The following is a 12,560-nucleotide window of genomic DNA, read 5'->3' on the forward strand; positions in this document are numbered from 1 at the left end:
TTGCTTACTTTTGCCAAGACAAAAGTAAGCCGCGCGACAGCGCGGAAGCCGTTGCTCCGAAGCTCCCGCTTCCGCGGTTGCCGTTGCCGTTGCCGTTGCCGTTGCTCATGCCGTTGAAACCGTCGTCGACCCTGCTCACGGAACCGCCAAAACAACACCCACAGCAACCAGCCACCCTGCAGCCGCCAGTCCCCGCCACCCAAGGACCACCTCCATGCCCACCCTCGTCACCCTCCGCAACGTCACCAAGACTTACCAGCGCGGCCCGGAGAAGGTCCAGGTCCTGCACGGCATCGACCTCGAGATCCCGGCCGGCGACTTCGTCGCCCTGATGGGCCCGTCCGGCTCCGGCAAGACCACCCTGCTCAACCTGATCGGCGGCCTGGACACCCCCAGCGGCGGCGAGATCGAGATCGAAGGCGAGCGCATCGACCGGCTCAGCGCCGGCCAGCTCTCGACCTGGCGCAGCCACCACGTCGGCTTCGTGTTCCAGTTCTACAACCTGATGCCGATGCTGACCGCGCAGAAGAACGTCGAGCTGCCGTTGCTGCTGACCAGCCTGGGCGCACGCGAGCGCCAGCGCCGCGCGCAGATCGCGCTGACCCTGGTCGGCCTGGCCGATCGCCGCAACCACCGCCCGAACGAACTGTCCGGCGGCCAGCAGCAGCGCGTGGCGATCGCCCGCGCGATCGTCTCCGATCCCACCTTCCTGATCTGCGACGAGCCCACCGGCGACCTCGACCGGCATTCGGCCGAAGAGATCCTGCAGCTGCTGCAGCTGCTCAACCGCGAACACGGCAAGACCATCATCATGGTCACCCACGACCCGAAGGCCGCCGAGTACGCGACCCACACCGTGCATCTGGACAAGGGCGAACTGGCCGACGCGCCGGTCGCGCACTGAGGGCCGCGGCCATGAAATATTTCTCCCTGATCTGGGCGCAGCTGTTCCGCAGCAAGACCCGGACCCTGCTGACCCTGCTGTCGGTGGTCACCGCGTTCCTGCTGTTCGGCATGCTCGATTCGGTGCGTGTGGCCTTCACCTCCGGCGGCAGCGTCGATGGCGCCAACCGCCTGATCGTCGCCTCGCGGCTGTCGATCACGCAGAGCCTGCCGATCACCCTGCAGCGCCAGATCGACACCGTGCCCGGCGTGAAGCAGAGCACCTACGCGATGTGGTTCGGCGGCATCTACCAGGACCAGCGCAACTTCTTCCCCAGCTTCTCGGTGGCGCCGAACTACTTCGACGTCTACACCAACTTCGAGATCGCGCCCGAGCAGGTGCGTGCGTTCCAGGACACCCGCACCGGCGCGCTGGTCGGGCAGGCGCTGGCCGACAAGTTCGGCTGGAAGGTCGGCGACACGATCCCGATGCAGGCCACGATCTTCCCGCAGAACGGCAGCAACGACTGGCCGCTGAAGCTGGTTGGCACCTTCCGCTCGCGCGACCGCGGTGCCTCGTCGAACGAGGAGATGTTCATGGTGATGAACTGGGCTTACTTCGACGAGGCCAACGACTACATCAAGAACCAGGTCAGCTTCTTCACCGTGACCCTGGATGCCAACGCCAACGCCTCGCGCGCGGCCCAGGCCATCGACGCGCTGTCGCTGAACTCCGACCGCGAGACCAAGACCCAGACCGAATCCGCGTTCCAGCAGGCCTTCGCCAAGCAGTTCGCCGACATCGGCATGATCGTCACCTCGATCATGGGCGCGGTGTTCTTCACACTGCTGCTGCTCACCGGCAACACGATGGCGCAGGCCATCCGCGAGCGGGTGCCGGAACTGGCCACGCTGAAGACGCTGGGCTTCAAGGACGGCACGATGCTGACCCTGGTGCTGGTGGAATCGGTGCTGCTGGTCGGGCTGGGCGGGTTGATCGGCCTGGGCCTGGCACGCGTGCTGCTGCCGGTGCTGGCGAGCAAGGCGCAGGGCCTGCTGCCGCCGACCATCCCGCTGCAGACCTGGCTGATCGGGCTGGGCCTGATCGTGCTGATCGGCCTGGTGGTGGGCGTGCTGCCGGCGCTGCGCGCCAAGCGGCTGAAGATCGTCGATGCACTGGCCGGCCGATAAGGGGACGACATCATGAACAAGCAATGGATGTGGACGCTGCTGTCGGTCGTGCTGCTGGCCGTCGGCCTCGGCGTGTGGATCGCCCTGCCCTGGTACGGCGTCGCCGCGGCCGCGGTGCTGCTGGTGCTGTGGCTGCTGCTGACCCGTAACGGCCGGCTCGCGCTGGCCGCCACCCGGATCGGCGTGGCCAGCCTGCCGCAGCGCTGGGGCGCCTCGTCGGTGATCGTGGTCGGCATCGCCGGCGTGGTCGGCGTGCTGGTGGCGATGCTGGCGATGGGCCGCGGCTTCCAGGCCACGCTGGAAAGCACTGGCGACGACACCGTCGCCATCGTGCTGCGCGGCGGCTCGCAGGCCGAAACCAACTCGGTGATCATGCGCGACCAGGTGCCGCTGATCGGCACCCTGGCCGGTGTCGCCCGCGATGCGGCCGGCCAGCCGCTGCTGTCGGCCGAGCTGTCGCAGGTGATCAACCTGGTGTCCAAGTCCGATGGCACCGACGTCAACGCGCAGTTCCGCGGTCTTGGCGACCAGGGCTGGGCGGTGCGCGAAAAGGTGAAGATCATCGAAGGCCGCCGCTTCGAGAGCGGCAAGCGCGAGATCGTCGCCGGCCGCGGCGCGCAGGGCCAGTTCCGCGACCTGGAGGTGGGCAAGCCGCTGCGGATCGGCAACCAGGAGTGGACCGTGGTCGGCATCTTCGCCAGCGGCGACGCCAACGAGTCCGAGCTGTGGACCGACGTGCAGACCCTGTCGTCCACCTACAACCGCAGCGCCTACCAGTCGGTGCTGGTACGCACCGAGGGCACGGATGGCATGGCGAAGCTGAAGGCGGCGATGGATGCCGACCAGCGCCTGAAGCTGGATGTGGAAAGCACCCGCGACTACTACCGCAAGCAGGGCGGCGGACTGAACACGCTGCTGTCGATCCTGGGCACGGTGATTGGCGGGATCATGGCCGTCGGTGCGGTGTTCGGCGCGCTCAACACCATGTACGCGGCGGTGGCCACCCGCGCCCGCGAAATCGCGACGATGCGCGCGATCGGCTTCCGCAGCCTGCCGGTGGTGACCGCGGTGATGCTGGAGACGATGCTGCTGGCCCTGCTCGGCGGCGTGCTGGGCGGCCTGCTCGCCTGGGCGATCTTCAGCGGCTACAGCGTGTCGACGATCGGCAGCAACTTCAGCGCCGTGGTGTTCCAGTTCAAGGTCTCGCCCGACCTGCTGTGGATGGGCCTGAAGTGGGCGCTGGGCATCGGCTTGGTCGGTGGGTTGTTCCCGGCGCTGCGGGCGGCGCGGTTGCCGATCACGGTGGCGCTGCGCGAGGTCTGATCCTCCGGCGGCGAAGCCCTCCATCGGCTTCGTCGCAACCGCCGATGAACGGAGGCGCCGACGCTGCACGCGCCAGTCGCTACCTGGCGCACCGGCGCGCGTCGCGCCGGAACGCCCACGCAGCCAAAAGCGGCGCGGGATTCCGGCGCCGGCCGACATGCCGGTCCCGGGCCACGGGCGATGCCGCCCACCGGCTTTCCGCACGCTGTCATCGCTTCGTCATCGAACTGCGGTAGAAGCCGCCCCGGCGACAACCTAGGCTGCGCGCATCCGCTTCCCCACGCCATTGCCATGTCCGCAGCCGTCTTCCGGCCGCGATCGCTGGCGGCACGGCTGTCCCTGTTCGCCTGTGCCTGCCTGCTGCTCGCCGGCTTCGCCCTCCCCGATCCCGCCATCGCGCTCGGCGCGCGTCTGGTCGCGCCCGGTGGTGCGTCCCCGCTGCTGCCGCAGGCGCGGATCGACGCGCTCATCGCGACCCTGCCCACCCGCAGCGGCCGCATCGACACGCCCGACGGCGTGCCGGTGTTCTGGCGTGCGCTCGATCCGGGCGACTACCGCATGCGCTACAGCTACCGCGGCCTGCGCGGCAACGAAGACAGCGGCATGGATTTCAGCCTGGCACTGGACGCACCACAGGCGCGCAGCGATGCGCCGCCGCGCGGCACCGTGGTACTGCTGCACGGCTGGATGATGGATGGCGGCTCGCTGCTGCCGTGGGCGGTGGAACTGGCCGGCCAGGGCTACCGCACGATCAGCCTGGACCTGCGCAACCATGGCCGCTCGGGCAAAGGCCTGTCCGGCTACGGCACGCGCGAGGCCGACGACGTGGTCGCGGTGCTGCGTGCACTGCGCGAACGCGGCGAAGTGACCGGGCCGCTGCATGTGCTCGGCGTGTCCTATGGCGCGGCCACCGCGATCTTCGCCGCCCGCGACCTGGGCATGGAGCTGGGTGGCGTGGTGGCGATGGAATCCTTCGACAACGCCGGCGGCGCGATCCGCGACATGGTCCCGCACATGCTGAGCCGGCAACCGCACGATCTGGCCGGCTGGCTGTCCGTGCAGTGGCTGCGCTGGCGCTTCGACGCAGGCTCGCTGGACACCGCCATCGCCGAAGCCGACCGCCGGCTGGGCATCGACCTGGACCGCGTCGACGTCGGCGCCGCACTCGCCCACGCACCGGCCTGTGTGCTGCTGGTGCACGGCCGCGACGACGCGCATGTGCCGGTCGCACATGGCCGCGCCCTGGCCGCCGCCGCGCCGCGCGCGCGCTACCTGGAACTGGCCGGCGAAGACCACCTGAGCCTGCCGATGCGCCTGGACCGGCTCGGCCCTACCGTCGGCGACTGGTTCGCACGCACCGCCGTCACCGATGGCGAGGCCTGCCCGCAGCCCATAGCAGTGCGCGACAGTGGAACCGCGGACTCCGGTCAGCTGCAGTCTGCGGCTGCAAGCGCAGGCTGACAGGGCTTGCACCTGATCTTGGCTGCAACGGCCTCGTTGACCTCGGCGGCCTTGCTCATAATCTCACCCTCGCGCACCAGCCTGCGCCAACGAGACAACATGAAGGGATGGATGTAAAGCGACGCCGCGACATCGGGCACAGGGGCGCCTGGAAGCTGGCTCAGGCGCACGGCGGTGGCCTTGAAATGATCGCTGTAGCGATAGGTCGTATGTGGACCCGGTGCTGGCATGGTGACACTCCTGATCGTCAGGTCAGGGTATCCACAAAAGCGAAGGAACTACCGCCCCGGTTTAAATGAATTTTTAGCCTTGGGTCTTGACGACGTCACATACAAAGTTACGCGCGTCGGCGAGCTCTGGATCACGGGCAAGGTCCTTCTGGATGACCTCGGCAACCCAGGACGGACCATGATCAGGCACGGTCCTATCAAAGCCCTCAAGCTCACCAACCTCTACAACGTGAATGTGGCTGTTTTTGAGACGAGACAGAAGACGTCTAATTGCTTGTGATGCATCACCGGGCGGTACGTACGAGATTCCCGCTGTCTTGGCATTAGCCCAAGCTGTCGTAAGTTTAAGAATGCTTGTGATTCTTGCCTTTGCGGCCTTCGGAAATATCGTAGCGGACTCCGCATCAAGAACTGCGTCTATTTCCGCCTTTACCTCCGCTGTCGTCCGATCGGGTCGCTTGCTGTCAATTGCATATTTTACTATTCTCCAATCTCGCTCAACCTCTTCCCATGGGCAATTCAGCGACTCACAAATGGTCCGTAATGGATACTCTTCAGAAAGAATGTCAAAGTCGCAGATCGCCTTGACTGGAACTCCAACCTTGACCAAAGCCCTGAGAACTACAGGCATTCTCGCCTTGCCTCCACAATGTACGAAATGCAGATCTATCTTTTTCTCGCTCTGATCTGTTACGGCATCAGCAATGGCTGAGTAGAAGCTGCAATCTGAATCTGACTCACAGACAATCACGCATTCGTGAAATAGCCCATCTAAGATGTTGCTGTGCTTCAGGAGCGAGTCGCTCCACAATTCTTGAATATCCGGATTGCTGAGTACTTTGACGTGATTTACGCCCCCGTTACGCTCAATCCTGATAACACGAACACGCTCATTATTTGAGGAAAGTATGCCCTTCAGTGCGTCGCTACTGTGCGTCGCAATAAATGTTTGACGATTACTGTTCGTAGCTGTTGTTATTAAGTGACCAAGTAATCTCGCCTGAGGCGGATGGAGAAATGCTTCTGGTTCATCTATCAGCAATATGGTTTCTTTTCCGACCGATGCCGCAAGCAAAACGCTTGCAAAGCTCCTCATTCCATCTCCCTGCTCGTGCAGCTTCGGGAGCATCTCCAGCCTTTTCAAAAACGTTAAACTCACCCGATCTTCTCCCGCTGCGGGAATCGGCCTCTCTCCAACGTATAGAGGGTACTTTCCGCCTGCGTTCCTATGTACGACCAAATCCATTCCGAACGCTCTCTTGAACGCATCGCTGAGCTGCATTTCGCGAGCGTCGTCTCGCGCCAGGTAGTGAATGGGATGGCTAGGGTTCTCCGAAGTGAGCTGGATAGCCGGAGCAGGATTTGATGTAGTCAGTCTTTGTTCGCCCCCCAAATGAAGGAGGAACCATCTTGATAGGTTGTTATGAACGCTGTTAGACAGATTGGTCCAGCTGTTAATTGCATCGCTTCGGTGTAGCCCGTGCCCCATGGCCTGATAGATGGGGTTACCCTGATTTTTGTCAATTTGCTGTACGGCCCAGCTCGTAATCCATGCTTCAAATTCTTCTGGGCTCCCCTTTGATTTGTAAGTCAGCTCAGCAATTACGGGACTCTTATTTGTTTTATTTTCAAACTTAGTTTTAATCCCTCGAAGAGTCGCACTCTTGCCGGAATTATTTGGACCGACAATAACGGTGATATCATCAGGATCGAAATCAACTTGCGTTCCGTCGCTAAAGGTGACGGACGAGATCCATACACGAGCGGCATTGTCATTAATTGGTTGCGACACAATGTCTCCCAAGGCTAACGCCTTATTTCTTCCAGTTTCCCTACTGTAGGCGCCGAGAGCCCGGCGTGCGCACCCGATAACGCCTCGGTGTAGCACCACCGGAATTCAGCAGGGGCCGCACGCCGGATCTCGCGCCCTGCGCCCGAACAGTTGCACGAGGCGAACCTCGTACCGATAAGCGTGGGCCCGGGCGCGATGCTCTTGACTGGCCAACTCTATCGGAGAATCGCGATGACGGCAGCAGGTATCGATGTGGGCAAGGCGGCGCTGGACCTGGCCATCGACGGCATCCCGGGTGTAGTCCGATTCGCGAACACCGACCTGGGAATCCGCAAGCTTGTGCGACGACTCGAGAGCGTGCCCGACGTCCACATCGTGGTCGAGGCAACGGGCGGGATGAGGACGTATTGCTCGAGGCATGCTGCGATGCCGGGCTTTGGGTTTCCCGCATCAACCCGCGGCAGGCACGTGACTTTGCACGCGCAACCGGCGAGCTGGCAAAGACGGATGCTATCGACGCGCGCCTGCGCTGCCTGCTGTCGCGGCTGTTCGTCCATCGGCTGCGTCGCTACGAGGCACCGGCGCTTTGGCAGCGGGAACTGCGCGATTGGCTGCGGCGTCGCGGCCATGTCGTCGTCACGATGCAGGCGCAGAAGCAGCAGACCGCACTGACCTCGCCGGCCGTACGCAAGCTGATCATGCGCACGATCGGCGCACTCACGCGCGAGCTGGCAGCGATCGATCGCGAAATGCAAGTGCTGCTCAACAGGCACACCACACCAGCGCTACGCTCATCGAAAAGGCTTGGACCCGATCTTCCAGGCCACGAGTCTTGCGCTGCTTCCTGAGCTCGGCACACTGACCCGCCAGCAGATCGCCAAGCTCTGTCGGTGTCGCACCGATGAACCGCGATAGCGGGCAGATGCAGGGCAAGCGTCGCGGCCGTGCACCGGTGCGCGTCGCGCTTTACATAGCAACGCTCTCGGCGGCGCGATGGGATCCGACGATGCGCGCGCATTACCAGCAGCTGAGAGCGCGCGGGAAGGTCGGCAAGGTCGCGCTGGTGGCCTGCATGCGCAAGCTGCTGACGATCATCAACGCACGGCGGCGTTACGAACTGCAGGCCAATGGAGGTGCTGCGATCAGCCTCTGAAAGCGACTCTGATCAAGATAGTTGCTGAATTAAGCCGCGCCGCGAAGCGGCGTCGGCCTGCTTGATGAACCCGATGATCTGCTCGGTCGTGAAGCAACTCGTTTTCATGCCCGCCCTCTTAGTTTACGGACTTTACAGCGTAGCCTGATACGGCTCAGTGGGGTCACGTCAAGCGCTCAACACGAGCGTATATACGACTGCCACCGCATCGCTTCATCAGAACAAAAGATTACGCTTCCTACTTGATCAGTGATTTCATATATGAATTGCTAGCGCTCAACCCGCTCAACATCGCCAAAATCATTGATAAGGATGCCAATCGTTGAGTAGAACTCACCATGTGGCTCGAGTTCTGGTCTATTGGGTGCGGGGCCGTGTGCTGCCTCTACGCCAGCAGCAACGCCGTCCCAATACTCATCAAAGAGCCTTCTTGCTAGATCCGCGTCGATCTTGTCATTGCTAAGGAGGTCAGCAAGACCCTTTGCCTCCAGATCAAGCGCTTTTTTAATCCGATCTTCGATCTTATTTTTTGAGTTGAACATAGAACCCCTCCATTTGAGCGCCAACGCCTTATGTCTTCCAGTTTTCCTACTATAGGCGCCGAGAGCCCGGCGTGCGCGCCCGATAACGCCTCGGTGTAGCACCACCGGAATTCAGCAGGGGCCGCACGCCGGATCTCGCGCCCTGCGCCCGAACAGTTGCACGAGGTGAACCTCGTACCGATAAGCGTGGGCCCGGACGCGATGCTCTCGACTGACCAACTCTATCGGAGAATCGCGATGACGGCAGCAGGTATCGATGTGGGCAAGGCGGCGCTGGACCTGGCCATCGACGGCATCCCGGGGGTAGTCCGATTCGCGAACACCGCCCAGGGAGTCAGCAAGCTTGTGCGGCGGCTTGAGAGCGTGCCCGACGTCCATATCATGGTCGAGGCAACAGGCGGGTATGAGGACGCATTGCTCGAAGCATGCTGCGATGCCGGGCTTTGGGTTTCCCGCATCAACCCGCGGCAGGCGCGTGACTTCGCACGCGCAACCGGCGAGCTGGCGAAGACGGACACCATCGACGCGCGCCTGCTGTGCCTGTAATGACCCAGTGATTTCCTGCCCAGGTGTTACGTTGAGAGGGAGACACCATGAGCATCGTGATGGAAGAGGAAATCAAACGCCGGACGGCGCGCAGGAAGTCGGCGCTGGTGCTGGAGATCATCCAAGGCAAGAAGACAGTGTCGGAGGCCAGCCGGCAGTTCGATCTGACGCCTTCGGAGATCGAGAGTTGGGTCGACGACGCGAAGCGGGGCATGGAGAACGCATTGCGCGCCAAGCCTGAGGATGTGCGTGAGCAGTACGAGCGGCAGCTGAAAGACCTGCAGGAGGCCTACGGCGAGGCCATGCTGGAGCTGCGCGCGCGAAAAAAATTGCAGTCCCTGTTGGGCAAGGATGAGACCTGATGGTCACGCTCCAGCAGGGACTGCGGGATGATGGCGTGGCGGTCTCGATGGCGCAGCTGTGTCGCTGGTTCGAGGTGCCGCGTCGCACGGTCTACTACCGGCCCGTGAAATCGCCACCGGTGATACGCCCTGAGCTGGCCGATCCGATCAAGCAGTTGATCGAGGCCGAGCCCTCATTTGGCTATCGCACGGTCGCCGGTTTGCTGGGCATGAACAAGACCACGGTGCAGCGGATTTTTCAGCTGATGCGCTGGCAGGTGCGCAAGCGGGCTGTAGGCATGCGGCCTCGCATCCAGGGCCTGCCATCGGTGGCAGCGGCACCAGATCAGCGTTGGGCCACCGATCTGTGCAGGATCTGGGCCGGTCGCGACGGCTGGCTCACACTGGCGCTGGTGATCGATTGCCACACTAGGCAACTCCTGGGCTGGCACCTGTCGCAAACCGGCCGTGCAACGACGGCCGCAGCGGCTCTGGAGCAGGCGTTGATCACCCGCTTCGGTACGCTCGGTCGCGTTCCCGAGCCATTCCTGCTGCGCTCGGACAATGGTCTGGTCTTCACGAGCCGTCACTACACCCGGCCGGTACGCAGCTACGGCCTGCAGCAGGAGTTCATCACGCCACACTGCCCACAACAGAATGGCATGGTTGAGCGTTTCATCCGCACGCTGAAAGAGCAGTGCGCACATCGGCACCGCTTCGAGAGCCAGCAGCATGCAATGCGAGTGATCGGTGACTGGATCCAGTTCTACAACCACCGGCGGCCGCATCAAGCGCTGGGCATGAAGACACCCGCCGAGGCATATGCGTCAGCGGCCTGACCTGTGCAGGAACCGCTGGGTCATTACACCCGGAGCAGATTGCCCACCAGTTGCACGTCCAGGATCAGGTGCGGCTCAGTGGGGGCAGGTCACAGCCACATGACCATCTACCGGTTCGTCCGGCAGGATCAGCGCGCCGGCGGGTACTTGTACCGGCACCTGCGCCAAGGGGGGAAACGCCGGCGCAAACGCACCTTTGGGCCTGAGAAACGTGGGCGACTACAGGGCAAGCCGATGATCGACACCCGACCCGAAGCGGTCGAGGCCAGGCGCGAGCCAGGCCACTGGGAGGGCGACACTGTCATCGGCAGCGCCGACGAACGCGACTGCCTGCTCACGCTAGTGGAGCGAAGTTCCGGAATTGCCTTGGTCGCCAAGCTGCCCCATCGCACGGTGATCGCTGTAAACAGCGCCGCACTGAAGCTCATCCGCAACAGCGGCTTGCCCTTCAAGACCATTACCTGGGACAACGGCACCGAGTTCCACGGCTACAAGGCACTGGAACACGCCACCGGAGTACGCTGCTACTTCGCCTATCCGCACCGCCCATGGCAGCGCGGCAGCAACGAAAACTTCAATGGCCTGCTCCGGCAGTACTTCCCGAAGCGACACAGCCTCGCTCGACTACGGCAACATCACTGCGACCTCATCGCGCACAAGCTCAATTCCCGGCCGAGGAAACGCTATGGCTACAAGACGCCGCTCGAAAGAATCGAAGAGCTATGTGGAGCGTTGCACTTCGAGTGTTAATTCACCTGCCTGCTCTAATGACGCCGGCCAGCTTGCGCGCGATCTCCGCGGCCCCAAGGCGGGCAGGCAATCCCACCTTGTCAGCCAGCCGAGGGCTGTATTCAAAAACTTCGTGAACACCAACATTCAGCCAAATTGGCAGGATGACGTTCTCTTGCTCCAGTATCTCCCTCGTAAACACCGAGTCGAATTCAGCGCGGCCCCAGCCAGCGTTCGAGAGGAAATTCGGGGAAAGAACAATGATGCATTTTCGGGACTCTCTCAGGCCGCGCTCGATGTTTTCGCGCAGACTGTCACCAACCTTGAGAGAGTACTCGTCGTACCACACGATGCAGTGGTTCTTGGTCAGCTCGCTCACTAGCTCCCGCACAAAGGCGTCCTTGTCGCGGGAATCGTGCGAAATGAACGCGAGTGGCTTCTCCGTCTCTGAGCGCTTTTGTGCATATTCGCGATCTCGGATCGACAAAAAGTATCCCCTCTCTTGTGCTTGCTCGACTAGGTGCTGCCGGTCGCCAATTGTGAGGTCTGCGTCCAAGTAGAGATGAACCCGCCGCGTGAACTGAAGTGTTTCACTGCTTTGCCGTTCCGAATAATCGGAATGGCCAACTTGGACCAGTACGCCATCGCCTTCCGGATCGAGCTGGCAGGACGCGAACTCAGGCGTTGAAAAAAGTGTGGATAGGCAGCCCGACAAGTCATCCACTGCCGGGACGTAGAAATACCAATACTTAGCATTTGCCTCAAAGTCCAACGCTATTTTTGCTATGACCGTGGCGAGGAGTTGGCCGTCCCGCATCTGGAAAGGCCAGTCAGCGTGCACGGTTAAGGCGCGCGCATCTCTATCGAAGTACTCGCGAATTGTTGCCATGACTCTCCAGTAGTTTCAGCAGGCACCTAACACCTGAGTTAAGCCGCGCCGCGGAGCGGCGTCGGCTTGAATGATGAGATGGACTCCTCCCGCGTCGCCACACGGCCTCGCGGGCCACACTGAAGCTTGCGGGTTTCAGTCACGGGATCACGAGAGGAGTCCACGCCATGCATGCTACGACCGTTGCGATCGATCTGGCAAAAGACGTGTTCGAGCTGGCCTTTGCCGATCCGGCGGGGCGGATTCTCGAGCGGAAGCGATTGTCTCGCAGGGCATTTTCCCGTGTGCTGGAGAGCCGGTCACCGATGGAGGTGGTGATGGAGGCCTGCGGCAGCGCGCACTACTGGGGGCGTCGCTTCCAGGCCTGCGGACATGCGGTCCGGCTGCTGCCGCCGCGCGACGTGCGGCCTTATGTCCGCGGGAACAAAACCGACCGTGCCGATGCCGCCGGGCTGGTGGAGGCTGCCCGCTGTCCGCAGATCAGCGAGGTGCCGGTCAAGACGCCGCGCCAACAGGGGCTGCAGGCGCTGCATCGCGTGCGTGAGCAACTCAAGGCGCAGCGCACGGCCACGATCAACCTCGTGCGCGGCCTGCTGCGCGAGTACGGAATCGTCATCCCCGCTGGTATTGCGCGGGTGGCGC

13 protein-coding genes and 2 pseudogenes are annotated in these 12,560 nt (G+C 62.6%); 11 read left to right on the forward strand and 4 right to left on the reverse strand.

Annotation, left to right across the window (positions count from 1 at the left end):
• The first annotated feature begins 214 nt into the window (after positions 1-214).
• The 4 genes from IB242_RS14115 to IB242_RS14130 all read left to right on the forward strand — a co-directional run bounded on the left by IB242_RS14115 (position 215) and on the right by IB242_RS14130 (position 4,857).
• Positions 215-904, forward strand: a complete 690-nt coding sequence (locus tag IB242_RS14115; protein WP_192280479.1) for an ABC transporter ATP-binding protein — start codon at positions 215-217, stop codon at positions 902-904.
• A gap of 11 nt (positions 905-915) precedes the next feature.
• Positions 916-2,073, forward strand: coding sequence for an ABC transporter permease (locus tag IB242_RS14120; RefSeq protein ID WP_192280482.1), 1,158 nt, complete (start codon positions 916-918; stop codon positions 2,071-2,073).
• A 12-nt stretch (positions 2,074-2,085) separates the two neighbouring features.
• Positions 2,086-3,396 (forward strand): ABC transporter permease, encoded by a 1,311-nt coding sequence (locus tag IB242_RS14125; protein ID WP_192280484.1) that lies wholly within the window; start codon positions 2,086-2,088, stop codon positions 3,394-3,396.
• 291 nt (positions 3,397-3,687) lie between these two features.
• A complete protein-coding gene (locus tag IB242_RS14130) occupies positions 3,688-4,857 on the forward strand; it encodes an alpha/beta hydrolase (RefSeq protein WP_192280487.1) in 1,170 nt (389 codons plus the stop codon).
• Here the strand turns inward: IB242_RS14130 and IB242_RS14135 are convergent.
• Complete coding sequence (locus IB242_RS14135) at positions 4,824-5,087, reverse strand: transposase (protein ID WP_192280490.1); 264 nt, start codon at positions 5,085-5,087, stop codon at positions 4,824-4,826. The genes IB242_RS14130 and IB242_RS14135 overlap by 34 nt on opposite strands.
• A gap of 73 nt (positions 5,088-5,160) precedes the next feature.
• Positions 5,161-6,891 carry an AAA family ATPase gene (locus tag IB242_RS14140; RefSeq protein ID WP_192280493.1) on the reverse strand — a complete coding sequence of 577 codons (1,731 nt, stop codon included), beginning with the start codon at positions 6,889-6,891 and terminating at the stop codon, positions 5,161-5,163.
• Positions 6,892-7,286: 395 nt separating this feature from the next.
• Between IB242_RS14140 and IB242_RS14145 the strand changes: the two genes are divergently transcribed.
• Positions 7,287-7,727: a transposase gene (locus IB242_RS14145; RefSeq protein ID WP_192280496.1), complete on the forward strand. Its 441-nt coding sequence runs from the start codon at positions 7,287-7,289 to the stop codon at positions 7,725-7,727.
• Positions 7,711-8,032, forward strand: a pseudogene (locus IB242_RS14150) (transposase); the annotation flags it as partial. The gene IB242_RS14145 and the pseudogene IB242_RS14150, both read left to right, overlap by 17 nt.
• A gap of 269 nt (positions 8,033-8,301) precedes the next feature.
• Here the strand turns inward: IB242_RS14150 and IB242_RS14155 are convergent.
• The gene (locus IB242_RS14155; RefSeq protein WP_192280502.1) at positions 8,302-8,574 is read right to left on the reverse strand and encodes a hypothetical protein; all 273 of its coding nucleotides are present in this window, start codon (positions 8,572-8,574) and stop codon (positions 8,302-8,304) included.
• Between the two features lie 237 nt (positions 8,575-8,811).
• Between IB242_RS14155 and IB242_RS14160 the strand changes: the two are divergent.
• The 4 genes and pseudogenes from IB242_RS14160 to IB242_RS14175 all read left to right on the forward strand — a co-directional run.
• Positions 8,812-9,102, forward strand: a pseudogene (locus IB242_RS14160) (transposase); the annotation flags it as partial.
• Positions 9,103-9,167: 65 nt separating this feature from the next.
• Positions 9,168-9,482, forward strand: a complete 315-nt coding sequence (locus IB242_RS14165; RefSeq protein ID WP_192280508.1) for a DUF1153 domain-containing protein — start codon at positions 9,168-9,170, stop codon at positions 9,480-9,482.
• Positions 9,482-10,300, forward strand: a complete 819-nt coding sequence (locus IB242_RS14170) for an IS3 family transposase (RefSeq protein WP_225540581.1) — start codon at positions 9,482-9,484, stop codon at positions 10,298-10,300. The genes IB242_RS14165 and IB242_RS14170 overlap by 1 nt, the downstream gene beginning before the upstream one ends.
• Before the next feature lie 3 nt (positions 10,301-10,303).
• Entirely contained in the window at positions 10,304-11,050 is a 747-nt protein-coding gene (locus tag IB242_RS14175; RefSeq protein ID WP_343237149.1) for an IS30 family transposase, read from the forward strand.
• A gap of 1 nt (position 11,051) precedes the next feature.
• Here IB242_RS14175 and IB242_RS14180 read toward each other — a convergent pair whose 3' ends face one another.
• A complete protein-coding gene (locus IB242_RS14180; protein ID WP_192280514.1) occupies positions 11,052-11,918 on the reverse strand; it encodes a toll/interleukin-1 receptor domain-containing protein in 867 nt (288 codons plus the stop codon).
• Between the two features lie 167 nt (positions 11,919-12,085).
• Here IB242_RS14180 and IB242_RS14185 point away from each other — a divergent pair.
• Positions 12,086-12,560 (forward strand): IS110 family transposase (locus tag IB242_RS14185; protein WP_192280517.1); only part of this gene is annotated, 475 nt, incomplete at its 3' end.

Source organism: Xanthomonas sp. XNM01 (assembly GCF_014851915.1).
Taxonomy (GTDB): domain Bacteria; phylum Pseudomonadota; class Gammaproteobacteria; order Xanthomonadales; family Xanthomonadaceae; genus Pseudoxanthomonas.

Coding starts and splice junctions, on each gene's coding strand:
- IB242_RS14115 (WP_192280479.1), top strand. CDS start 215: ATGCCCACCCTCGTCACCCTCCGCAACGTCACCAAGACTTACCAGCGC.
- IB242_RS14120 (WP_192280482.1), top strand. CDS start 916: ATGAAATATTTCTCCCTGATCTGGGCGCAGCTGTTCCGCAGCAAGACC.
- IB242_RS14125 (WP_192280484.1), top strand. CDS start 2,086: ATGAACAAGCAATGGATGTGGACGCTGCTGTCGGTCGTGCTGCTGGCC.
- IB242_RS14130 (WP_192280487.1), top strand. CDS start 3,688: ATGTCCGCAGCCGTCTTCCGGCCGCGATCGCTGGCGGCACGGCTGTCC.
- IB242_RS14135 (WP_192280490.1), bottom strand. CDS start 5,087: ATGCCAGCACCGGGTCCACATACGACCTATCGCTACAGCGATCATTTC.
- IB242_RS14155 (WP_192280502.1), bottom strand. CDS start 8,574: ATGTTCAACTCAAAAAATAAGATCGAAGATCGGATTAAAAAAGCGCTT.
- IB242_RS14165 (WP_192280508.1), top strand. CDS start 9,168: ATGAGCATCGTGATGGAAGAGGAAATCAAACGCCGGACGGCGCGCAGG.
- IB242_RS14170 (WP_225540581.1), top strand. CDS start 9,482: ATGGTCACGCTCCAGCAGGGACTGCGGGATGATGGCGTGGCGGTCTCG.
- IB242_RS14180 (WP_192280514.1), bottom strand. CDS start 11,918: ATGGCAACAATTCGCGAGTACTTCGATAGAGATGCGCGCGCCTTAACC.